Raw genomic sequence first — 21,922 nt, 5'->3', positions numbered from 1 at the left:
GTCCCTAGAGCATCTCGAGGTTGCGCGCCAGTTCGAACGGCGTCACCTGCGAACGGTACTCCTCCCACTCGCGCCGCTTGTTCAGCAGCACATAGGTGAACACCTGTTCGCCGAGCGTCTCGGCCACCAGCTCGGAGTCCTCCATGTACTCCAACGCATGGTCGAGGCTGGTCGGCAGCGGCGCGAACCCGAGCGCGCGGCGCTCGGCGTCGGTGAGCGACCAGACGTTGTCTTCGGCCTCGGGCGGCAGTTCGTAGCCGGCTTCGATGCCCTTCAACCCGGCGGCGAGCATCAGCGCGAACGCGAGGTACGGGTTGGCGGCCGAGTCCAAGGCGCGATACTCCACGCGCGAGGACTGCCCCTTCGTCGGCTTGTACAACGGCACCCGCACCAGGGCGGAACGGTTGTTGTGCCCCCAGCAGATGAAGCTCGGGGCCTCGTCGCCGCCCCAGAGCCGCTTGTACGAGTTGACGAACTGGTTGGTGACCGCGGCGATCTCATTCGCGTGCCGCAGCAGGCCCGCGATGAACTGCCGGCCCACCTGCGAGAGCTGATACTGCGCGCCCTCTTCGTAGAACGCGTTCACGTCGCCCTCGAACAGCGACATGTGCGTGTGCATGCCGCTTCCCGGCTGTCCCGACAGCGGCTTGGGCATGAACGTGGCGTAGACGCCCTGCTCGATGGCGACCTCCTTGACCACGGTGCGGAAGGTCATGATGTTGTCGGCGGTGGTCAGCGCGTCGGCGTAGCGCAGGTCGATCTCGTTCTGACCGGGCCCGCCCTCGTGGTGGCTGTACTCCACCGAGATGCCCAGGTCTTCGAGCATCCGCACCGACCGGCGACGGAAGTCGTGCGCGGTGCCGCCGGGCACGTTGTCGAAGTAACCGGCCGAGTCGACCGGCTGCGGCCCCTCGGGGCCGAACCGCGAGGATTTCAGCAGGTAGAACTCGATCTCGGGGTGGGTGTAGAAGGTGAAGCCGGCGTCGGCGGCCTTCGCCAGGGTGCGCTTGAGCACGTGCCGCGGGTCGGCCACGGCGGGCTGGCCATCCGGGGTGGTGATGTCGCAGAACATGCGCGCCGTCGGGTCGATCTCACCCCGCCAGGGCAGGATCTGGAACGTGGTCGGATCGGGGTTGGCGAGCAGGTCGGACTCGTAGGAGCGGGTGAGCCCCTCGATCGCCGAACCGTCGAAACCGATGCCCTCGGTGAACGCGCCCTCGACCTCGGCAGGGGCGATCGCGACCGACTTGAGCGTGCCCACCACGTCGGTGAACCACAACCGCACGAACTTCACGCCGCGCTCTTCGATCGTGCGCAGCACGAAATCCCGCTGCTTGTCCATGCTCACGCCTCTCTGCTCACTGCTCGGGGCTCACTGCTCGGGGCTCACTATCCCGGGGCTCACTGCCCGGGGCTCACTATCCGGGGCTCACTGCCCGGGGTTCCTTGTCAACGGGCTGACCGCCACCGGGGCAGCGCCGGCGGACGGTCGCCGGTCGTCGCCGGGTCCGTCCGTCACCGGTCGTCGGACTCGCCCGCGGACGTTCCCCAGTCGTTCTCGCGACGCTCGTCCTCTTCCCACTGCCGGGTGCGCTCGCGCATGATCTCGGGGGCGCGGGCCGCCTCCTCGGCGCTGTCGAACGGACCGGCGCGGTCGACCGCGGGTGACTGCATGCCCCGCTCGACCTGTCCGGTCGCGAGGTTGTACCAGTACTTGTCGTCGTCATCGTCGGGCATGCCGTCTCCTGTCGTCCGGGGGCGCGCGTCGGCACCGGCTCGTGCCTCGATCCTACTGACCGGCACCGACCCTCGCGCGCGAGTTCGCAAACGCCATGCGGACGCGATCGCCCTCGACGCGCTCGATAGGCTGAGCAGATGGCACAGAACTCTCGAGCGGTCGGCGTCGACATCGGCGGCACCGGGATCAAGGGCGGGATCGTCGACCTCGACGAGGGCGTGCTCGTCAGTGACCGGATCAAGGTGGCCACGCCGTCCGGTGCCCGGCCGAAGGACGTGCTCGCCGCCGTGCAGCAGGTGCTCACCACGCTCGGGGCGGCCGATGAGAAGCTGCCGCTGGGCGTCGCGTTCCCGGCCATCGTGAAGAACGGCCGCACCCTGTCGGCGGCCAACGTGGCCGAGGACTGGGTCGGGTTCGAGGCGGAGAAGTTCTTCGAAGACGGGCTGGGCCGCGGCATCCATTTCGCCAACGACGCCGATGTCGCCGGGGTCGCCGAGGTGCGCTACGGCGCGGCGCGCGGCCGGGACGGGCTGGTGATCCTCACGACGCTCGGCACCGGGATCGGGTCGGCGATGATCCACAACGGGATGCTGATCCCCAACTCCGAACTCGGCCATCTGCAGCGAGCACGGCACAAGCGGGACGCCGAGGCGTACGCCGCGTACTCGGCGATGGAGCGCGACCGGCTGACCTGGAAGAAGTGGGCCAAGCGGCTGCAGTGGTACTACAGCCACCTTGAGTTCCTGTTCAGCCCCGACCTGTTCGTGGTCGGCGGCGGCGTGTCCAAGCACGCGGACGAGTTCCTGCCGCTGCTGTCGCTGCGCACTCCGATCGTGCCCGCCGTGCACCGCAACAACGCCGGCATCATCGGCGCCGCGGCGCTGGCCGCCGACTGACGCGCGACGCGATCGCGGAAGGGCGAATGGGCCGGCCTGTACGCCGGGTTCTGTCCGGAGGCGGATGCCTCGTGGATGGTCATCTCTCTCGGCGACACGTTGCCGTGCCGCTCCAGCGGCCTACCCGGGGACTCGGCGGGCCGCGTCGTCATCCCCTGTCTGGCCTTGCTCCGGGCGAGGTTTGCCGTGCGGGTCACGTCACCGCGACCCCGGTGGTCTCTTACACCGCCCTTTCACCCTTACCCCGGCGGTGGCCGGGGCGGTCTGCTCTCTGTGGCACTGTCTCGCGGATCGCTCCGGGTGGGTGTTGCCCACCGCCCTGCCCTGTGGAGCCCGGACGTTCCTCGGCGCGCACCGTTTCCGACACGCGACGCGACCATCCAGCCGACCCATTCGCGCCTTGAGCCTAGCGCGCGAAACCGTGAACCGGCCGCCCGCGCTCTCCGCGCTCGTCCCCCGGTGACCGCGCCGGTCCGGCGTGCCGGTCGGCTCAGTCTTTCGCGGCGGTGGGACCGATCGCCAGTTCGAGCGGAAAATCGATCGGGAACGCCCCGAACAGCAGGCGTCCCGCGGATGCCGCGGCCGTACGCACGATCTCTGCCGCCGCGTCCGCGTGCCCCAGCGGCGTGTGCACGATCAGTTCGTCGTGCAGGAAGAAGGCCAGGTGCGGCCGGTCGGCCAGCGCCGGACCCGATCGCGGCGCGGCCTCGTCCGGCGGCACCGCGGGCAGCTCCGCCAGCCGGGCGCGCACCTCCCCGAGCCAGGCGGCCGCCCACTCGGCGGCGGTGCCCTGCACCACGAAGTTGCGCGTGAACCGGCCACGGTCTCCCGCGGCGCGTCGGGCGCGATCGCGTTCGGCCGCCGTCCCGGTCTCGCCGGTGGCCTGCCGCTGCGCCTGCAGCCACTGCGGCGACGCCGGCGGGCAACTGCGACCGAGCCACGTGGTCACCACCCCGCCGTCCTCACCGACGCGGGCGGCCTCGTCGACCAGTGCCATCGCCCGCGGGTAGGCGCGTCGCAGCCGCGGCACGAGGCGTGCGCTGTCGCCGGTGGTCGCGCCGTACATGGCCCCGAGCATGGCCACCTTCGCCTCGGCGCGTGTCGGCACGGTGCCGTCCGCGACGATCCCGGCGTACAGGTCGCGGCCGTGCGCGGCCTGCGCCAGCGCCACATCCCGCGCCATCGCGGCCAGCACGCGCGGTTCGAGCTGCGCGACGTCGGCGACCACGAACGTCCAGCCCGGATCGGCCCGCACCGCCTCGCGCAGCCGCCGCGGAATCTGCAGTGCCCCGCCGCCCGACGAGGCCCATCGCCCGGTGACGACTCCGGCGGGCACGTACACCGGACGGAACCGGCCGTCGTGCACCCATTCGGCCAGCCACGCCCACCCGTTCGCGGCCAGCAGCCGGGCCAGCCGTTTGTACTCCAGCAGCGGGGCGATCACCGGGTGCTCGTACTCGCGCAGCTCCCACTTCGAGGTCGACGCCGCGGGCACACCCACCCGGTGCAGGCTGCGCAGCAGCTTGGGCGGCGAGTCGAGGGATGCCGCCGGGTCGCGCAGGTGCACGCGCACCTGCGCGACCAGCTCGGCCATGCGCTCGGGCAGCCCGCCACCGGCCGGCCGGCGACCGAGCACCTCTTCGAGCACCGCCTCATGCGCGGCGACATCCCAGGGCAGACCCGCCGCCCGCATCTCGGCGGCGACCAGGGCCGCGACCGAATCCGCCGCGCACAGCAGTTCGATCCGGCGGGGATCGACGGCATCCTGCATCGCCGCGCGCTGCCGGGCGAACTCGGCCAGCACCGCCTCGATCCCCGCCGGCGGCCCGTCGGCCGCGGCATCCGTGGTCATCGCGAACAGTGCCGGCGCCGCTTCGGGCACGTCCCCGGCGGGCGCCGCATCCCACCGCGAGGGTGACCGCACGGCGGCGTCCGAGCGCACCAGGGCGCTGGATCGCAGGATCGCGTGACACAACCGCAGGTCACGGCAGCGCCCGACCCGCACCCCCGCGGCCAGCAGCGGCGAATACCAGCGCGCGGTGTCGGACCACACCCACCGCACCGCTGTGCCGGCCGTCTCGGCGTGTGGGGCGCGCTCACGCCGGCGTACCCGGTCCGGCCACTCCCCCTCGGTGAACGTTTCGCGCCACAGCTCGGCACCGGCGCCGTCCAGTCCGACCGCGACCACGCCGGCTCCCCCGGTGCCGACGACGATCCAACCGGCCCCGGTCACCATCGCCGGGCGCGGGCGATCACAGGCCGGATTCCTCCGTGCGCACGAGGATGCACCCGCACTCCGGGCAGGTCACCACGGCGTCCTCGGCGGCGGTGCGCACCGCGGCCAGGTCGGTGCCCGACAGCACCATCCGGCATCCTTCGCACGTCTGCCGGCGCAGCAGCGCCGCCCCGGCGCTGCGCTGGGCGGCCCGCTCATAGAGCTCGACCAGCTCGGCGGGCAGATCGGATGCCACCGCCGCACGGTCGCGGGTGGCCTGCTCGACCTGCGTGGTGGCGTCGGCGACCGCCGTCTTCGCCTCGGCGCTGAGCCGCGCGCCCTCGTCGTTCACCTCGGCAAGGCGGCCCTCCGCTTCGGCGACCGCCGCCTCGGCGGTCTCGAGCTTCTCCATCACCTCGAGCTCGGCGTCCTCCAGGTCGCTCTTGCGGCGGGCCAGCGACGCGAGCTCGCTCTCGAGCCCCTGCGCGTCCTTGGGGTTGGTGACGGTGGTCAGCCGCTGCTCGTCGCGCTGGCGGCGGGCGTCGACGACCGCGACGTCGGCCTCGATGCGGCCGAGCTCCGTCCGCAGGTCGTCGCGCGCGCCCTGGCGCGCGGTCAGCTCGCGGGTCAGCTCCTGACGCTGTGCGATCAGCTCGCGCACCCGCTCGGCCTGTGTCGGGTTGGTGCGGGCGTGCTCGGCCTGCCGGATGCGCAGGTCGAGCTCGGCCAGGTCGAGAAGGCGGCGCTGCGCCGCAGGCTGTGCGTTCACGTGGGCCCTGCCGGGTTCGAACCGACGACATCCACGGTGTAAACGTGGCGCTCTACCAGCTGAGCTAAAGGCCCCTGCGGCCAGTCTACGATCCGGGCCCGGAGCCGCAGCATCCGGGCGGTCGATTGCACCGGGACGGCGACTGTGAATGGATAGGCTTAGGCCCGGCGCGTGCCGTGCCACCCCCACGACCCGCAACGCCGGCGCGATCCGTCGGACGAAGAAAGGTGATCCGTGACTGTCCACGATCAGGATCCGTACTCGCAGGGCCCCCTCGACGCCGACCCCGACGAGACCGGCGAGTGGCAGGAGTCCCTGCAGCAGTTGGTGCGTGCCAAGGGCGCCGGCCGCGGCCGCGAGATCATGCTCAGTCTGCTCAAGACCGCCAAAGACCTGCACCTGGGCGTGCCGATGGTGCCCACGACCGACTACATCAACACCATCGCCCCCGAGAACGAGGCGCCGTTCCCCGGTGACGAGGAGCTCGAGCGGCGGTACCGCTCGTGGATCCGCTGGAACGCCGCCATCACCGTGCACCGCGCGCAGCGGCCGGGCATCGGCGTGGGCGGCCACATCTCCACCTATGCGTCGTCGGCGTCGCTGTACGAGGTGGGCTTCAACCACTTCTTCCGCGGCCAGGACCACCCCTCCGGCGGCGACCAGGTCTTCTTCCAGGGGCATGCCTCCCCCGGCATGTACGCGCGCGCCTTCCTCGAGGGGCGCCTGTCCGAGGCGCAGCTGGACGGCTTCCGGCAAGAGCGATCGCGCGCGCCGCACGGCATCCCGTCCTACCCGCACCCCCGCCTGATGCCGCAGTTCTGGCAGTTCCCCACCGTGTCGATGGGCCTCGGCCCGATCAACGCGATCTACCAGGCGATGGCCAACAAGTACCTCACCAACCGCGGCATCAAGGATGTCTCGGACGGGCACGTGTGGGCGTTCCTGGGCGACGGCGAGCTCGACGAGGTCGAAAGCCGCGGGCAGCTGCAGGTCGCCGCCAACGAAGGCCTGGACAACCTCACGTTCGTGGTGAACTGCAACCTGCAGCGGCTCGACGGGCCGGTGCGCGGCAACGGCAAGATCATCCAGGAGCTGGAGAGCTTCTTCCGCGGTGCCGGCTGGAACGTCATCAAGGTGATCTGGGGCCGGGAGTGGGACGACCTGCTCGCCCGCGACGTCGACGGCGCGCTGTTGAACCTGATGAACGTCACCCCGGACGGCGACTACCAGACGTACAAGGCCGAGAACGGCGCGTATGTGCGCGAGCACTTCTTCGGACGCGACGAGCGCGCGCGGGCCCTGGTGTCCGACTACACCGACGAGCAGATCTGGAACCTCAAGCGCGGCGGCCACGACTACCGCAAGGTGTACGCCGCGTTCACGGCGGCCGTCGAGCACACCGGTCAGCCCACCGTCATCCTCGCCAAGACCATCAAGGGCTACGGACTGGGGCCGCACTTCGAGGGCCGCAACGCGACCCACCAGATGAAGAAGATGACCCTCGACGACCTCAAGGCGTTCCGCGACGCCATGCACATCCCGATCAGCGACGCCCAGCTCGAAGAGAACCCGTATCTGCCGCCGTACTACAACCCCGGCCCGGGCGATGAGACCATCCAGTACATGCTCGAGCGCCGCCGCGAGCTGGGCGGCTTCCTGCCCGAGCGCCGCACGACGCACGTCGACCTGGCGCTGCCGGACGATGCCGCCTACGCACTGCCGAAGAAGGGATCGGGCACGCAGGAGGTCGCCACCACGATGGCGTTCGTCCGGCTGCTGAAAGACCTGCTGCGTGCGAAGGACTTCGGGCACCGCATCGTGCCGATCATCCCCGACGAGGCGCGCACGTTCGGCATCGACGCGTTCTTCCCGACCGCGAAGATCTACAACCCGAACGGCCAGCACTACACGTCGGTCGACCGGGAACTGCTGCTGGCGTACAAAGAGAGCCCGCAGGGTCAGATCATGCACGTCGGCATCAACGAGGCCGGCGCCATGGCGGCGTTCACCGCGACCGGAACGGCGTACTCCACGCACGGCGAGCCGCTCATTCCGGTGTACATCTTCTATTCGATGTTCGGTTTCCAGCGCACCGGTGACGCCAACTGGGCCGCCGGCGACCAGATGGCCCGCGGGTTCATCATCGGCGCGACCGCCGGGCGCACCACGCTCACCGGCGAGGGGCTGCAGCACGCCGACGGGCACTCCCCGCTCCTGGCCTCGACCAACCCGGCGACGGTCGCGTACGATCCCGCGTACGGGTACGAGATCGCCCACATCGTGCGGGCGGGCATCGAGCGCATGTACGGCGGGAAGCACCCCGACCCGAACGTCATGTACTACCTGACCGTCTACAACGAGCCGATGGTCCAGCCCGCCGAGCCGGCGGACGTCGACGTCGACGGTATCCTCCGCGGCATCCACCGCATCGCCACCGGCGAAGGCGACGGCCCCCGCGCGCAGCTGCTCGCCTCGGGCGTGGGCGTGCCGTGGGCGCTCGAGGCGCAACGGCTGCTGCGCGAGGACTGGGGCGTGGCGGCGGATGTCTGGAGCGTGACCAGCTGGTCCGAGCTGCGCCGCGACGGGCTCGCGGCCGACGAGCACACCTTCCTGCACCCCGACCAGGCGCCTCGCACCGCGTACCTGACCGAGAAGCTGCGGGATGCCTCCGGCCCGGTCGTCGCGGTCAGCGACTACATGCACGCGGTTCCCGACCAGATCCGGCCGTGGGTGCCGAACCGGTTCGCGACCCTCGGTGCCGACGGGTTCGGGTTCAGCGACACCCGCCCCGCCGCACGTCGCCACTTCAAGATCGACGGCCCCTCGGTCGTGGTGCGCACCCTGCAGGCACTGGCCGACGACGGCACCGTCGACCGGTCGCTGGCCGCGCAGGCGATCGAGAAGTACCGGCTGCACGACGTGAACGCCGGCACCAGCGGGAACGCGGGCGGAGAGAGCTGACCGACGGATGATCAGCGAGAACGCCCCGACCGACAAGGAGCAGACCCTCGTCTGGCTGCGCCGCATCTCGGGCGACCTCGCCACGGCCACGATCCAGCGGCTGGAGCAGTCGCTGCCGTGGTACGCCGAGATGCCGCCCGCCCGCCGGTCCGCGGTCGGACTGGTCGCCCAGGCGGGCATCACCTCGTTCATCCAGTGGTACGAGGACCCGAACTCGACGCCGTGGATCGCCGCGGACATCTTCGCGGCGGCGCCGCGCGAACTGCTGCGCAGCGTGAGCCTGACCCAGACGCTGCAGCTGATCCGCGTGACCGTCGAGGTCACCGAAGAGAAGGTCGCCGGACGTGGCGAGCATCTGCGCGAGGCGATCCTGCTGTACTCGCGCGAGGTCGCGTTCGCCGCCGCCGACGTGTACGCCCGCGCCGCCGAGGCCCGGGGCCTGTGGGACGCCCGACTGGAGGCCCTGGTCGTCGACTCCATCCTCACCGGTGGGGCCGATGAGGAGCTGCCCAGCCGCATCGCCGCGCTCGGCTGGCACGGGCACGGCGAGGTGGCGGTGCTGGTGGGCACCACCCCGCCACAGTTCGACGTCGACCAGTTGCGCCGCACCGCCCGCAAGCTCGGCGTGGACGTGCTCATCGGCGTGCAGGGCTCGCGACTGGTGCTGGTGATCGGCCGCGCCCAGTTGCGCGGCCAGGACGACGCGGCCGCGTCGCTGCCGTTCCTGCAGATCGCCCGGCACCTCGAACCCGGGTTCGGTGCCGGCCATCTCGTGCTCGGCCCCGCGGTGCCCGCACTGGTCGACGCGGGTCAGAGCGCCCGAGCCGCCCTCGCCGGGTTCGCGGTCGCCCGCTCGTGGCGGCACGCCCCGCGCCCGGTGGAGGCCGACGACCTGCTGCCCGAGCGTGCGCTGGCCGGTGACCCGCTGGCCAAACAGACGCTGGTGGAGAAGATCTACCGGCCGCTGCAGGCGCACAGCACCGATCTGGTGACGACGTTGTGGAGCTACCTCGACAACGGCCGCTCGCTCGAGGCGACCGCCCGTGAGCTGTTCGTGCACCCCAACACGGTGCGCTACCGGCTCAAGCGGGTGGCCGAGGTGATCGGGTGGGATGCCACCGGACCGCGCGAAGCGCTGATCCTGCAGACCGCCCTCATCCTCGGCGCGATCGGCACCGACGCCACCCGGCGTCGGGCCCCCGCCACCCGCCGGCGACACTGACCGCTGTACGACGCACACAAACGAACCGGGCATTGTTGTGCGCACTCGGCCAGTTGGACGTCCTCGTGTTTGGCAGGATGGGATGGTGATCATCGCCGTCTTCCCCGGCCAGGGCGCACAGACCCCCGGCTTCCTGCATCCGTGGCTCGACCTGGACGGCGCGCGCGAGCGCCTCGCCGCATACTCGGACCAGGCGCAGGTCGATCTCATCGCGGCGGGCACCGAATGGGATGCCGACCGCATCCGCGACACCCAGGTCGCCCAGCCGCTCATCGTCGCCGCGAGCCTGCTCTCGTACGCGGCGCTCACCGCCGACGGCGCACGCCCGGCCGGCACCGCCGGGCACTCGGTCGGCGAACTGGCGGCCCTGGCCGCAGCGGGCGTGCTCACCGAGGCCGACGCGCTGCGACTGGTGGGCATCCGCGGCCGGGCGATGGCCGAGGCCGCCGCGGCCGCGCAGACCGGCATGAGTGCCGTGATCGGCGGCGACCCCTCCGCCGTGCTGGCCCGGCTGGGCGAACTGGAACTGACGCCCGCGAACCACAACGGGGCCGGACAGATCGTGGCCGCCGGACCGCTCGGCGCCCTCGCCGAGCTGGCCGCGACTCCCCCGCGCGGCACCCGGGTGATCCCGCTGCAGGTGGCCGGTGCCTTCCACACCGGCTACATGGCACCCGCCGTCGACACGCTGCGTGCCGCGGCCGCCGCGGTCGAGGCATCCGACCCCACCCTGACACTGTGGACGAACAGCGACGGCTCGGTCGTGCACTCGGGCCGCGCCGCGGTCGACCTGATGGTCGCGCAGATCGCCTCGCCGGTGCGCTGGGACCTGTGCATGGCCTCGTTCGCCGAACACGGCGTGACCGGCATCATCGAGCTGAGCCCCGCCGGCACACTGACCGGGCTCGCCAAGCGCGCCCTGCGCGGTGTGCCCGCGGTGGCCGTGAAGACCCCCGACGACCTGGCGGCCGCGACCGCCCTGCTGAGCGGAGAAGCCGCATGAGCGCCACCCTCACCCAGTCCACCGGAGCTGCGCACACCCGCATCTACGCCTACGGCGCCGCCCGCGGCGAGAACGCGGTGCCCAACGACGACCTGGTGGGGCCGATCGACTCCAGCGACGAGTGGATCCGCCAGCGCACCGGAATCATCACCCGGGTGCGCGCCGAGCCGGGCACCACGGCGATCGAGCTGGCGACCGACGCCGCCCGCGAGGCGGTGGAACGCTCAGGCGTTCCCGCCGACCAGATCGACGCGGTGCTGGTGGCGACGATCTCCAATCCCAAGCAGACCCCGTCGGTGTCGGCCATCGTCGCCGACCGGATCGGCGCGACCCCGGCCGCGGCCTACGACCTGAACGCCGCCTGCGCGGGGTTCGCCTACGGGGTGGGTCAGGCCGACGCGCTGATCCGCGGCGGGCTCGCACACTTTGCCGTGGTGGTCGGCGTCGAGAAGCTCAGCGACATCGTCGACCCCACCGACCGCAGCATCTCGTTCCTGCTCGGCGACGGCGCGGGAGCCGTCGTCGTCGGCCCCAGCGACACCCCCGGCATCGGCCCCACGGTGTGGGGCTCGGATGGCTCCAAGGCCGACCTGGTGAGCATGAACGGCACCCTCGTCGACTTCCGCGACGGCAAGATCCCGTGGCCCACGCTTCGCCAGGAGGGCCCGCGGGTGTTCCGCTGGGCGGTGTGGGACATGGTCAAGGTCGCCCGCCGTGCGCTCGAGGCCGCCGGGGTCACCGCCGACGACCTGGCCGCGTTCGTGCCGCACCAGGCGAACATGCGCATCGTCGACGAGTTCGCCAAGCAGCTGGGGCTTTCGGACACGGTGGTGATCGCGAACGACATCGAGACCACGGGCAACACGTCCGCGGCATCCATCCCCCTGGCCACCCACCGCCTGCTGCAGGAGCACCCGGAGCTGTCGGGCGGGCTCGCCCTGCAGATCGGGTTCGGCGCCGGACTCGTGTACGGCGCGCAGGTGATCGTGCTCCCCTGACCGGGGCGTCCGCGACCCTAGACTTGTCCACGGCCCGCCGGGCCGCATCCATCCGAAAACAAGGAGTGAACAATGGCATTCAGCAACGATGAGGTCCTTGCCGGCCTGGCCGAGCTCATCACCGACGAGACCGGCATCTCGGCCGACGAGGTCGCGCTGGAGAAGTCCTTCACCGATGACCTGGACATCGACTCCATCTCGATGATGACGATCGTCGTCAACGCCGAGGAGAAGTTCGGCGTCACCATCCCCGACGACGAGGTGAAGAACCTCAAGACCGTCGGTGACGCCGTCACCTACATCACCTCCCACCAGGCGTGATCGCTTCCGGTGGGGGCGACCGCCCCCACCGGCACCCCACACCCCCGAGGAATCCCTCTATGAGCACGTCCCGCATCGTCGTCACCGGCATCGGCGCCTCCACCCCGTTGGCGGGGACCGCGCCCGAGAGCTGGTCCGCCCTGCTGAGCGGTGCCTCCGGCGCCCACACCCTCCCGTACGACTGGGTGGAGAAGTACCAGCTTCCCGTCACCTTCGCCGCCGAAGGTGCCGTGCGCCCCGACAGCGTGCTGGAGCGGCCGGTGGCCAAGCGTCTCGACCCGGCCTCGCAGTACGCGCTGGTGGCCGCGTTGGAGGCGTGGGCGGATGCCGGCAGCCCCGAGGTCGACCCCGAGCGACTGGGCGTCGATTTCGCCACCGGCATCGGCGGCGTGTGGACGCTGCTGGATGCCTGGGACACGCTGCGTGAGAAGGGACCGCGGCGGGTCATGCCGATGACCGTGCCGATGCTCATGCCGAACGCGGCGGCGGGCAACCTGTCGCTGCACTTCGGTGCGCGCGCGTACGCCCGCACCGTGGCCAGCGCCTGCGCGTCGAGCACCGAGTCGATCGTGAACGCCCTCGAGCACCTGCGAGACGGGCTCGCCGACGTCGTCATCGCCGGCGGCACCGAGTCGGCCATCCACCCGATCACGCTGGCGGCGTTCGCGTCGATGCAGGCGCTGTCGCGTCGCAACGACGACCCCGAGCACGCGTCGCGCCCGGCGAGCGTGGACCGGGACGGGTTCGTGATGGGCGAGGGAGCCGGCGTGCTCATCCTCGAGACCGAAGAGCACGCGAAGGCCCGCGGCGCCAAGATCTACGCCGTCGTGGCCGGCGGCGGGGTCACCGCGGATTCGTACCACATCACCGCGAACGACCCCGAGGGACACGGCGCAGCCCGGGCGGTGCGCATGGCGCTGCAGACGGCGGATGCCTCACCCGACGACGTCACGCACATCAACGCGCACGCCACCTCGACCCCGGTGGGCGACCCCAACGAATACCAGGCGCTCAAGCAGGTGTTCGGCGACCGGATCGACGAGATCCCGGTGTCGGCGACGAAGGCGTCCACCGGCCACCTGCTGGGCGGGACGGGCGCTGTCGAGGCGGTGTTCACCATCCAGGCGATCACGGCCCGTCAGGCGCCGCCGACGATCAACCTCACCACGCAGGACCCCGAGGTGCCGTTCCGGCTGTCCGGCTCGCCCATCCCGCTGGGTCCCGGTCCGCAGCTGGCGATCAGCAACTCGTTCGGCTTCGGCGGGCACAACGCCGTGGTGGCCTTCGCCACCCCCTGAGCCGCCCGCACGCGAGAACGGCGCCCCGCGCACGCGGGGCGCCGTTCGTGCCTGTCGGGCGGGCCATTCGCGGTCTCAGCCTCCGGGACTGCCGTCTCCGACTGCCGGTAATGGCGCCTGCACCCGCCCGAAACCTGTTCAGCCCACCTTGTGCAGCCAGACCACCGGGGCGTCGTCGGAGGCGTGCCGGAACGGCTCGAGCTCTTCGTCCCAGGCAGCCCCCAACGCCACCTGCAGTTCACGCTCCAACTCGGCGACATCCCCGGCGGCGACCTCCATCGCGTACCGGATGCGGTCTTCACCGATCACCACGTTGCCCGCCGCGTCGGTCTGTGCGTAGTGGATGCCGAGCCCGGGCGTGTGCATCCACCGGCCGCCGTCGCTGCGCGGGGTCGGGTCCTCGGTCACCTCGAACCGCAGGTGCTCCCAGCCCCGGATCGCCGTCGCCAGCGCAGCACCGGTGCCGACGGGCCCCTCCCAGTAGTACTCCGCACGGCGACTGCCGGCGAGCACGGGCTGATCGGCCCAGTCGAAGCTCGTCGCACGCCCGAGGGCGCGTCCCACCGCCCACTCGAGGTGGGGGCACAACGCGCGTGGCGCGGAGTGGATCAGGATCACTCCACGCGCCTGTGTCGTCGCCATGGTCTCTCCGTTTCGTCAGGTGCGTCTTCCCCTACGACCTGACCGGGATGCCACCGGCTCCGGGCTGTTCGGTTGTCTGGCCTCATTATCGCCCGAACCCCAGGGAATGACAAGCCTGTCATTCCGTGTCGGCGCGGGCGGCAGCATCCCATGCAGAGGACCCTGGACATGCGCACGGCCCCGGCCATGCGCACGGCCCCGGCCATGCACACGACCCTGGTCATGCACACGGCCCCGGCTCCTGACGGAACCGGGGCCGTGACGGGCGCCTCAGCGGGCGATCACGCCTCGCTCATGGCGCGCACCTCGGCCTGACCCTTCGCCGCGTAGTATGCGGCGCGGGCGGCGTCCTTGCGGGCCTGCTCGGCGTAGCCGGCGTCGAGGATGTCCTGGTCGACCGGCACGCTCTCGACGTGGTTGCGCCCGTGGTACTTCTCGATGTACGCGTCGAGCTCGGGGCCGCTGGTCCACGACGTGATCAGGTTGTACCGCGGCTCGCTGCCCAGGTGCGTGGTGGCGTGCCACAGCCGCTGGGTGTCGATGATCAGCTGCGCTCCGGCCGGCAGCGCGATGCGCACCTCACCCTGCGGGTCGGTGCGGTTCTCGCGCAGCACGAAGAAGCTGTCCTTGTCGTCGGTGAGGTTGAAGAACCCGCGCACCACCCAGCCGGTGCCGTCCGGGTTGAGGCGGTTGTTGTCGTCCTGGTGCAGGTTGTAGAGGCAGTCGCCGTAGGGCGTCGGCTGCAGCTCGATGATGCGGCAGCGGCCGACGTTCGCGCCCGGCTCCTGGGCACGGCGGGTGAGGATCGGCGCCTTCTCGACCTGCGACGGGATCCAGACGCCGTCCTTGTCGGTGCGCGGCGGCTTGTGGTTCCAGAAGCCGTTGCACTCGATCTCGCCCTTCGCGCTGGCCAGCGGCGCGAACCGGGTGTCTCCGGAGGACTTCCAGTCGACGTATTCGACGTCCAGCCACTCCTTGGGGTCCAGCTCCTGGTTGTAGCTGTCGAGGACGACGTAACCCGTCTCTTCGAGAGCTTCGCACTTGATGTATCCCATGTGCGGATCATCACCTTTCGTAGGGGGCCAGCACGTTTCAACAGGCCCGACTTAGGCAAGCCTACATCGGTGCTCCGGGCGGACCGCAGAGCGCGCCTAGAGTAGATCGGGCGCCCGTTCGCGGCGCGAGGGGAAGGGTGAACGTGAGTCAGGTCCCGGGCAGTGCCACCAACGTCGACGCCACCGCGGTGAACACCATCGAGTGGCTCTCGCAGCCGGCCACGACCATCGTCGTGCCGGTCTACCAGCGGCAGTACCGCTGGGACATCGGCGGGTGCGAGCAGCTGTTGGCCGACGTGCGGGCGGTCGCCGATGCCGAGCCGACGACCATGCACTTCATCGGATCGATCCTGTCGGCCGCGGCGTCCGACCCCGACTCGCAGGACCTGGTGCTCATCGACGGGCAGCAGCGGATCACCACGCTCATGCTGCTGATCGCCGCGCTGCACCACAGCATCCGCGGCACCGACCCCGACCTGGCCGCCGAGCTCGCCCGCGTGCTGGTGCGTCAGGACGCACCCGACCGCACCAAGCTGCGGCCGCACCGGGAGTGGGCCGACCTGTTCGAGGACGTCGTGCTCGACCGCCACGACACGCCGCGGCCCGAGTCGCGGTTCGACGACAACTACGCGTTCTTCCGCAGCCAGGTCTCCCCCGACGAGGCACCGCGCATCTGGCGCGGCATCCGCAAGCTCGAGCACGTGTCGATCACGCTCGGCGCCGGCGCGAACGCACAGCAGATCTTCGAGAGCCTCAACTCGACCGGCGAGCCACTGCGCGACCACGAGCTCATCCACAACTACATCCTGATGGGGCTGAGCCACGAGCAGCAGACCCGCATCGAGGACGAGTTCTGGCTGCCCATCGAACGCGCCACCGGCGACCAGATCGCCGGGTTCTGGCGGCACTACCTGATCATGACCACCGGACGTGAGGTCACCGTCGCCGGGGAGCGCGGCGTCTACGACGCGTTCCGCGCCCAGGTGCCGCGCGTGGACGTCGACACGCTGCGCACGCTCGCGACCGGGTGGCGCACGTTCGCCGAGGCGTACGCCGTCCTGCTCGACCCGTCCCGGGAACCCGACCCCGACATCTCGCGACAGCTCGCCTACGTGAACACGTTCGGACGGGGCATGTACCCGCTCGTGCTGCGCGCCTACCACGACCATCGCGCCGGACTGCTCGACCGGGCGGGACTGATCGACCTGCTCGAGCACGTGCAGGCGCTGCTGCTGCGCCGGCAGATCGTCGGGCTCGGCAACGACCGGCTGGTCGCCCGGCTGTGCCGGGCGCGCGAGCAGGGTCAGGATGCGCTGATCCACGCGATCTCACGCATCACGCCCTCCGACGAACGCATCCGCGTCGCTCTGAAGTACGGCGATCTGCCGTACGCGGCCTACGTGCTGGGCCGGATCGCCGGGGTCGCCTCTCCCGCCGGGTTGGACGTCGAGCACGTGTTCCCGCTGGCGCCCGGCGACGAGTGGAGCGGCGACGGCATCCGTCGTTTCGCCGACCTGTCGGACGACGAGCAGAACAGCCACCGCGCGCTCGCCCAGTCGCTGGGCAACATGACACTGCTCGAGCAGCCGCTGGCCGAGCGCACGTTCGGCGCGTCGTTCCCCGACAAGCGGGCGGCGTACGCAGCCAGCGCCGTCGGCATCACGCGCGAGCTGGCCGAGGCGGATGCCTGGGGCACCGCGGCGATCGCGGCGCGAACGGTCGCGCTGACCGAGCGACTGCTGCAGATCTGGCGACGGCCGGCGACTACGCTCATCGACGACGACGGACTGACCCCGGTGCTCGACGCGAAGCGCCGCCGCGGCTGGCCGCGGGGCTGGGAGCGGGAGTTCGAGTACGTCGAGTACCGCGGCGAGCACTGGGAGGTGCACGACGTCAAGTACCTGTTCAACCGGGTGTTCCGGCGGCTGTGGGCCGACGCCCGTGACGACGTGGTGGCGTACAGTGCGCGGCGGGGCGGGCCGCTCTTTCCCGAGAAGGCGTGGAACGGCCAGTGGGACGAACTGGACGGCTCGACCTTCCTCTACATGGGCTGGGACTCGAAGTACATGCTCGCGGCCGTGCAGGGTGTGCTCGAGCAGGCGGGCGTCGCACACGAGGTGTTCGTGAAGTACTCGTACCTGGGCGCGGCGATGTAGCGTCGTGCCACGCGCTACGGCGACGCACCGCGCACCCGTGCGGCGCGATCGATGCCGCGTGTGACCTCGACGCCGTGGCTCGGCTGGTAGGGCGGGTGGGACTTGAACCTATCCTGACCTGCGGAAACGGCGCTCTGCCGCATAATCTCGCGACGGCTGGGGTGGGGATGGGGTGGCGTCGAGAGCGCTCGCCAACGGTCGAGTGCGGGCAAATGTGGGCAGGAGGGGATATGCTTCCCTCCCCCGGATGCACTGGTTCCTGGGCATAACTGAAGAGAGGAGGTAACCCGATGAGTCGACTTTCAGAACTCGCGGCCGAGGCAGATGCCGCGGAGTACGAAGAAAGGGGCTACGAGGAGCACGAGCAGCTCGCAGACGAGCCGTGCTGACATCCACGACGAAAAGCCCCCGCACGACCTCGAGCGAGGGTGTGCGGGGGCTTTCTGCTGGAACAGTTAGCCGGTGAGCTCAGGCATCGAGGAGTTCGCGGACGTCTATGATCGTGTCCATGTCTGCGGCCAGCGTGGAACCCGGGGCCTTGAAACGCTCGCAGTTCACTGACTGTGCCGATCTCCCAGCTAGATTCGCCACAGATCGGGCAGATCTTAGGGCCCTTCCAGTGTGTGTCGAGCCAGGCGAGCGCCCGTTCTCCCTCGTCGGCTCTGATCTGTTCAAAGCCCACGGGGCCAGCCTATTGGGGCGGATGGGCGCCGGCCAATGGCGGGCGCGCGTTGAAGTCGCATGACTGTTCGCGTCTCCGACGCGGCTAACTGAACACCTGGGGAAAGGGGAATCACAAGATGGACAAGCTCCGACTGTGGGCATGGATCACGCTGGGGGCAGGCATCGTGCTCTTCTTCGGCGGCGGCGGAATCGGTGGAGTCGAGGGCGGCGGGGTCTCCGCGTTGGGCCTGCTGTGCATTGTGGCAACCATCGTGCTGTGGATCACGGTTGCAGTGCGCGCGGCCAAGAGCGGAGCCGTCAAGCGCTCGGCGCGCAGCGCCGCCGACCAGCGGTCCGCCATGCTCTACGGGGAACCGTATGGCGCACAGCCCGCGGCGACGACGTCGCCCGCTTCGTCAGCCGCACCCGCTCCGTCAGCCGTACCCGCTCCGTCAGCACCCGCTCCGTCAGCCGCACCCGCTCCGTCAGCCGCGCCCGCTCCGTCAGCCGCGCCCCCGCAACCCGTCGTCGGCGCACCTCCCGCTCCCCCGGCCGCGCAACCCGCCCCTCCGCGTGCCGCCAAGCCCGCACTGAAGCCGTACCGGCTGCTCGGTGGCACCTATCCGAGCACGGAGGTCGAGGGCGAGTTCGCACGCACCGACGCGATCGTGAAGGCCATCGGACGTCGCCCCAAGCGTGATGAAGAGATCATCCTCGAGGACGTCGCCGCGTATCTGATCCCCGAGCCGAGCAACAGGTACGACGCGAACGCGGTTATGGTCGTCATCAACAGCCAGCACGTCGGATACCTCGGCCGTGACGACGCCGCCGTCTACCAGCCCGTACTCACGCCCATCGTCGAAGCGGGCTTCGCGCCCGAGGTCAACGCTCGCCTCTGGGTCGTCGCCCGCGAGCAGTGGGAGGACCGCCGCAAACTCAAGATCCACGCGAACGTGCGCGTTGCGCTCGACGCCCCGCACCTACTCCTGCCGCTGAACGACCCCCCGGCCGCACCGTACAGCATCCTCCCCACCGGGCGCGCCCTGCAGCTGACCGGCGAGGAGAACCATCTCGACGTGCTCACCGACTATGTCAACCACGAGGGCGACGGGTACGCGCTCGGTACCCTCACGATCGCTCACGCAGCGCGCGCCGGCGCGAAGGACAGCGTCGAGGCCAGCATCGACGGGCAAGTCGTCGGCAAGCTATCCACAGCATCGAGTGAGCACTTCATCCCCACAATCCGGCACCTCGAGATGCAGGGCATGGCGGCCGCCGCATGGCTGCGCGTGAAGGGCAGCCAGATATCCGTTCAAGTGACCGTGCAGGCAGCGAAAGCGCACGAAATCCCCGAAGCCTGGTTCAAGGCCCCGCAGACGATCCCCTCCCTGCATGGAGACGCGCCCCGGCCCGAGCCGATGTGGGGTGACTGACCATGGCCGGCACGATCACCCCCTGCGCCACGGCCGCGGGCAAACGCTACCGAGTCCGCTACCGCAAGCCCGACAAGTCCCAGACCGACAAGCGCGGCTTCAAGACGAAACGCGACGCCGAGCTGTTCCTCGCATCGGTGACCGTGTCGAAGGCGCGCGGCGAGTACGTCGACCCCGCCGCGGGCAAGGTCACCGTCGGCACGCTGGCGCCCGCGTGGCTCGAGAAGAAGAGCACCCTGAAGCCCTCGTCCTACCGGCCGCTGGAGATCGCCTGGCGCGTGTACGTTCAGCCCCGGTGAAGCGATGGCCCGGTCAGCGGCATTGACGCCGATGACGTCGAAGCGTGGATCACGAAGCTCAAGAAGGGCACCGCACCGCGCGCCCGCAAACTCGGCAACGCGAAGAAGATCCCCGACCCGAAGCCGCTCAGCGCTACCAGCGTGATGCGCGCCGTCGGCGTACTCGCCGGCATTCTCGACGACGCGCAGCGCGCCGGCCGCATCCGTACGAACCCGGCCCGCGGAGCCGAGAACCTGCCGAAGAAAGAGACAAAGAAGACCCGCCGCTACCTCACCGACGCCGAGGTGCTGCGGTTCGCCGCGGCGATCGCCGACCCGGTCCGCTCCGTCCTCGTGCTCGTGCTCGCCTACACCGGCCTGCGTTGGTCCGAAGCGATCGGACTTCGGGTGCGCGACGTGAACCCGCTGCGCCGGCGCCTGCACGTGCGACGACCGCTCGTCGAACTCGATGGGATCTTCCACGAGGGCGAGCCGAAGAGCTGGGAGCGGCGCACCGTCCCCTACCCCGAGTTCCTTGCGCCCGCGCTCGAGCATCTGATGGCCGGTCACGGACCCGACGATCACCTGTTCGTCGAGGAGGGCGGCTTCCACATCCGCCAGCCGCACGTCGCTCGCAGCTGGTTCCTCGCCGGTCTCGCGGCCGCGGGGATCGAGCGGCTCACCCCGCACGACCTGCGGCACACCGCAGCATCGCTGGCGATCTCATCGGGCGCCAACGTGAAGGCTGTGCAACGGATGCTCGGCCACAAGTCCGCAGCGCTGACCCTCGACATCTACGCCGACCTGTTCGACGACGACCTCGACGCCGTCGCCACCCGCCTGAACGAGCGCGTCTCTCCCGCAGATGTGGGCAAAGTGTGGGCAAACGCCGGAATTCGCACCGCCTGAGGTGAACAAAAAAGGCCCCCTGACCAGGGATGAACCGGTCCGGGGGCATATGTGGGGCGGGTGGGACTTGAACCCACGATCGTCGGGTTATGAGCCCGCTGCCTTCACCAGCTTGGCCACCGCCCCTCGGCCTCCGAGCCTACCGCGCTCGCACGATGTTCCCGCCGCAGCCGGGAGGTGCCCACCGGCGACGGGTTCGCACGTCCGAGCGGACAAAACTCCTCCACTTCGTCACCACAGCGCCCGAATCGGCCTCCTTCGGGGCCCGATCGCGCGAATGTGGAGGAGTTGTGCACCGCGGCCCCAGGGTGAGTCCCATAGCGGCGTGCGTGCGATGAGCGGAGCATCATCCGCGCGCCGCGCTGAGGATCAGCGCCGCGGCCCGCCGTCGCCGTGACTGCCGCGCCGGATGGGCAGCTCCTGGCTCTCGCTGACCACCTGGGGGTGGTTGCGGGCCAGTGAGAAGACGCCGTACACCGCGATCGCCCCGGCGATCCCGAATCCGACCAGCGCCCACGCGCCGGCGGTCTCGGCCTCTTTGAGCACGGTGAGACCGATGATCACCGCCACCATCGGGTCGACCACCGTCAGTCCGGCGATCACCAGGTCGGGCGGACCGACCGAGTAGGCGGTCTGCACGAAGTAGGCACCGAGCCCCGCGGCGGCCAACAGGCCCACGACACAGATCACCGTCATCCAGTCGAACTGACCGGTCTGGATGCGCTTGATGACGATCTTGGCCACCGTCGCCACGAACCCGTACAGCACGCCCGAGGCCACGATGTAGAACAGCGGGTGGGCGCGCTTGCGGAACAGCAGCCAGGCCGCGCAGGCCAGCACCAGCACGATGGCGAGCATGATCAGCACGGTCAGCAGCTGGCCGTGGGTGAGCGGGGTCTCGGTCGCCACGAATGCGGCGATCGTCACGAACACGAAGATGCCACCCACGCACGCGACGATCGAGGTGATCGACTGCCGGGTCGGTTTGTGGCCCGACACCCGGGCGTTGAGCAGTGTGGTGATCACCAGCGAGATCGCGCCCAGCGGCTGCACGAGGATCAGCGGCGCGAACGCGAGCGCCGACAGCTGGCACACGATCGCCAACCCCAGCATCAGGGTTCCGGCCACCCACGACGGCCGGCGCAGCAGACCTGCCATCTGCCGCAGATTCAGTCCCTCGCTGCCGCTGGTTCCGGTCAGCCGCTCGACCTTGGTGACGCCACGGTGCTGGTACTGCGCGCCGAACGACATGAACAGCGCGCCCAGCAGAGCCAGCGGAATGCCGATGAGGATCGCGGGGTCACGGAACACGCCGACCAGATGGTCGGTGACATCGTCCAGCGGCAGATCCGTCACGAGCACCCT

Annotated in this window: 18 protein-coding genes, 2 tRNA genes and 1 other RNA gene; 11 read left to right on the top strand and 10 right to left on the bottom strand. The window is 70.4% G+C overall.

The features are described 5' to 3' along the window. Positions 1-4 precede the first annotated feature (4 nt). Both glnA and H577_RS0107825 read right to left on the bottom strand, forming a co-directional pair. Entirely contained in the window at positions 5-1,342 is a 1,338-nt protein-coding gene (gene glnA / locus H577_RS0107830) for a type I glutamate--ammonia ligase (protein ID WP_029145496.1), read from the bottom strand. A gap of 173 nt (positions 1,343-1,515) precedes the next feature. Further along, the gene (locus H577_RS0107825; RefSeq protein WP_029145495.1) at positions 1,516-1,737 is read right to left on the bottom strand and encodes a hypothetical protein; all 222 of its coding nucleotides are present in this window, start codon (positions 1,735-1,737) and stop codon (positions 1,516-1,518) included. Positions 1,738-1,875: 138 nt separating this feature from the next. On the opposite strand from H577_RS0107825, the gene ppgK reads away from it, so the two are divergent. Continuing rightward, positions 1,876-2,634: a polyphosphate--glucose phosphotransferase gene (ppgK, locus tag H577_RS0107820; protein ID WP_029145494.1), complete on the top strand. Its 759-nt coding sequence runs from the start codon at positions 1,876-1,878 to the stop codon at positions 2,632-2,634. Positions 2,635-2,657: 23 nt separating this feature from the next. Here ppgK and rnpB read toward each other — a convergent pair. The 4 genes from rnpB to H577_RS0107805 form a co-directional block, all read right to left on the bottom strand. Next, positions 2,658-3,026: RNase P RNA component class A (rnpB, locus tag H577_RS16985), an RNA gene on the bottom strand. Positions 3,027-3,124: 98 nt separating this feature from the next. Continuing rightward, positions 3,125-4,870, bottom strand: a complete 1,746-nt coding sequence (locus H577_RS0107815) for a bifunctional 3'-5' exonuclease/DNA polymerase (RefSeq protein ID WP_029145493.1) — start codon at positions 4,868-4,870, stop codon at positions 3,125-3,127. A gap of 16 nt (positions 4,871-4,886) precedes the next feature. Continuing rightward, positions 4,887-5,618, bottom strand: a complete 732-nt coding sequence (locus tag H577_RS0107810; RefSeq protein ID WP_029145492.1) for a zinc ribbon domain-containing protein — start codon at positions 5,616-5,618, stop codon at positions 4,887-4,889. Position 5,619: 1 nt separating this feature from the next. Beyond that, positions 5,620-5,692, bottom strand: a tRNA-Val gene (locus H577_RS0107805). A 160-nt stretch (positions 5,693-5,852) separates the two neighbouring features. Between H577_RS0107805 and aceE the strand changes: the two genes are divergently transcribed. The 6 genes from aceE to H577_RS0107775 all read left to right on the top strand — a co-directional run bounded on the left by aceE (position 5,853) and on the right by H577_RS0107775 (position 13,421). Further along, on the top strand, positions 5,853-8,579 hold the full coding sequence (gene aceE, locus H577_RS0107800) for a pyruvate dehydrogenase (acetyl-transferring), homodimeric type (RefSeq protein ID WP_029145491.1): 2,727 nt from the start codon (positions 5,853-5,855) through the stop codon (positions 8,577-8,579). Positions 8,580-8,586: 7 nt separating this feature from the next. Then, positions 8,587-9,801: a PucR family transcriptional regulator gene (locus tag H577_RS0107795; protein WP_029145490.1), complete on the top strand. Its 1,215-nt coding sequence runs from the start codon at positions 8,587-8,589 to the stop codon at positions 9,799-9,801. An 85-nt stretch (positions 9,802-9,886) separates the two neighbouring features. Beyond that, positions 9,887-10,804, top strand: a complete 918-nt coding sequence (locus H577_RS0107790) for an ACP S-malonyltransferase (RefSeq protein ID WP_029145489.1) — start codon at positions 9,887-9,889, stop codon at positions 10,802-10,804. After that, positions 10,801-11,802, top strand: a complete 1,002-nt coding sequence (locus tag H577_RS0107785) for a beta-ketoacyl-ACP synthase III (protein WP_029145488.1) — start codon at positions 10,801-10,803, stop codon at positions 11,800-11,802. The genes H577_RS0107790 and H577_RS0107785 overlap by 4 nt, the downstream gene beginning before the upstream one ends. A 72-nt stretch (positions 11,803-11,874) precedes the next feature. After that, positions 11,875-12,123 (top strand): acyl carrier protein, encoded by a 249-nt coding sequence (locus H577_RS0107780; RefSeq protein WP_029145487.1) that lies wholly within the window; start codon positions 11,875-11,877, stop codon positions 12,121-12,123. A 59-nt stretch (positions 12,124-12,182) separates the two neighbouring features. Continuing rightward, the gene (locus H577_RS0107775; protein ID WP_029145486.1) at positions 12,183-13,421 is read left to right on the top strand and encodes a beta-ketoacyl-[acyl-carrier-protein] synthase family protein; all 1,239 of its coding nucleotides are present in this window, start codon (positions 12,183-12,185) and stop codon (positions 13,419-13,421) included. A gap of 138 nt (positions 13,422-13,559) precedes the next feature. On the opposite strand, the gene H577_RS0107770 is transcribed toward H577_RS0107775, so the two are convergent. Both H577_RS0107770 and H577_RS0107760 read right to left on the bottom strand, forming a co-directional pair. Continuing rightward, on the bottom strand, positions 13,560-14,063 hold the full coding sequence (locus H577_RS0107770; RefSeq protein WP_029145485.1) for a DUF3145 domain-containing protein: 504 nt from the start codon (positions 14,061-14,063) through the stop codon (positions 13,560-13,562). A gap of 281 nt (positions 14,064-14,344) precedes the next feature. Then, positions 14,345-15,118, bottom strand: coding sequence for a hypothetical protein (locus H577_RS0107760; RefSeq protein WP_029145484.1), 774 nt, complete (start codon positions 15,116-15,118; stop codon positions 14,345-14,347). Between the two features lie 143 nt (positions 15,119-15,261). Here H577_RS0107760 and H577_RS0107755 point away from each other — a divergent pair, with 143 nt between their 5' ends. The 4 genes from H577_RS0107755 to H577_RS18215 all read left to right on the top strand — a co-directional run bounded on the left by H577_RS0107755 (position 15,262) and on the right by H577_RS18215 (position 20,557). Then, positions 15,262-17,274 carry a DUF262 domain-containing protein gene (locus H577_RS0107755; protein ID WP_036284164.1) on the top strand — a complete coding sequence of 671 codons (2,013 nt, stop codon included), beginning with the start codon at positions 15,262-15,264 and terminating at the stop codon, positions 17,272-17,274. An 800-nt stretch (positions 17,275-18,074) separates the two neighbouring features. After that, positions 18,075-19,370: an HIRAN domain-containing protein gene (locus H577_RS17945; RefSeq protein ID WP_029145482.1), complete on the top strand. Its 1,296-nt coding sequence runs from the start codon at positions 18,075-18,077 to the stop codon at positions 19,368-19,370. Between the two features lie 2 nt (positions 19,371-19,372). Next, entirely contained in the window at positions 19,373-19,669 is a 297-nt protein-coding gene (locus tag H577_RS18220; RefSeq protein ID WP_342664745.1) for an Arm DNA-binding domain-containing protein, read from the top strand. Positions 19,670-19,813: 144 nt separating this feature from the next. After that, a complete protein-coding gene (locus H577_RS18215) occupies positions 19,814-20,557 on the top strand; it encodes a tyrosine-type recombinase/integrase (RefSeq protein ID WP_342664746.1) in 744 nt (247 codons plus the stop codon). A gap of 52 nt (positions 20,558-20,609) precedes the next feature. Here the strand turns inward: H577_RS18215 and H577_RS0107740 are convergent. Further along, a tRNA-Ile gene (locus tag H577_RS0107740) sits at positions 20,610-20,683 on the bottom strand. 243 nt (positions 20,684-20,926) lie between these two features. Further along, positions 20,927-21,919, bottom strand: coding sequence for a DMT family transporter (locus H577_RS15560; protein WP_051191857.1), 993 nt, complete (start codon positions 21,917-21,919; stop codon positions 20,927-20,929). Positions 21,920-21,922: the final 3 nt, after the last annotated feature.

Source organism: Microbacterium luticocti DSM 19459 (assembly GCF_000422405.1).
Taxonomy (GTDB): Bacteria; Actinomycetota; Actinomycetes; order Actinomycetales; family Microbacteriaceae; genus Microbacterium; species Microbacterium luticocti.
This window is presented reverse-complemented; position numbering and strand designations above follow the sequence as displayed.

Bases quoted from the DNA above. Each gene is read 5' to 3' on its own strand.
- H577_RS0107825 (WP_029145495.1), bottom strand. From the start codon at position 1,737: ATGCCCGACGATGACGACGACAAGTACTGGTACAACCTCGCGACCGGA.
- ppgK (WP_029145494.1), top strand. From the start codon at position 1,876: ATGGCACAGAACTCTCGAGCGGTCGGCGTCGACATCGGCGGCACCGGG.
- H577_RS0107780 (WP_029145487.1), top strand. From the start codon at position 11,875: ATGGCATTCAGCAACGATGAGGTCCTTGCCGGCCTGGCCGAGCTCATC.
- H577_RS0107770 (WP_029145485.1), bottom strand. From the start codon at position 14,063: ATGGCGACGACACAGGCGCGTGGAGTGATCCTGATCCACTCCGCGCCA.
- H577_RS18215 (WP_342664746.1), top strand. From the start codon at position 19,814: ATGCGCGCCGTCGGCGTACTCGCCGGCATTCTCGACGACGCGCAGCGC.
- H577_RS0107815 (WP_029145493.1), bottom strand. From the start codon at position 4,870: ATGGTGACCGGGGCCGGTTGGATCGTCGTCGGCACCGGGGGAGCCGGC.
- H577_RS0107785 (WP_029145488.1), top strand. From the start codon at position 10,801: ATGAGCGCCACCCTCACCCAGTCCACCGGAGCTGCGCACACCCGCATC.
- H577_RS0107760 (WP_029145484.1), bottom strand. From the start codon at position 15,118: ATGGGATACATCAAGTGCGAAGCTCTCGAAGAGACGGGTTACGTCGTC.
- H577_RS18220 (WP_342664745.1), top strand. From the start codon at position 19,373: ATGGCCGGCACGATCACCCCCTGCGCCACGGCCGCGGGCAAACGCTAC.
- H577_RS0107775 (WP_029145486.1), top strand. From the start codon at position 12,183: ATGAGCACGTCCCGCATCGTCGTCACCGGCATCGGCGCCTCCACCCCG.
- glnA (WP_029145496.1), bottom strand. From the start codon at position 1,342: ATGGACAAGCAGCGGGATTTCGTGCTGCGCACGATCGAAGAGCGCGGC.
- H577_RS17945 (WP_029145482.1), top strand. From the start codon at position 18,075: ATGGACAAGCTCCGACTGTGGGCATGGATCACGCTGGGGGCAGGCATC.
- H577_RS0107795 (WP_029145490.1), top strand. From the start codon at position 8,587: ATGATCAGCGAGAACGCCCCGACCGACAAGGAGCAGACCCTCGTCTGG.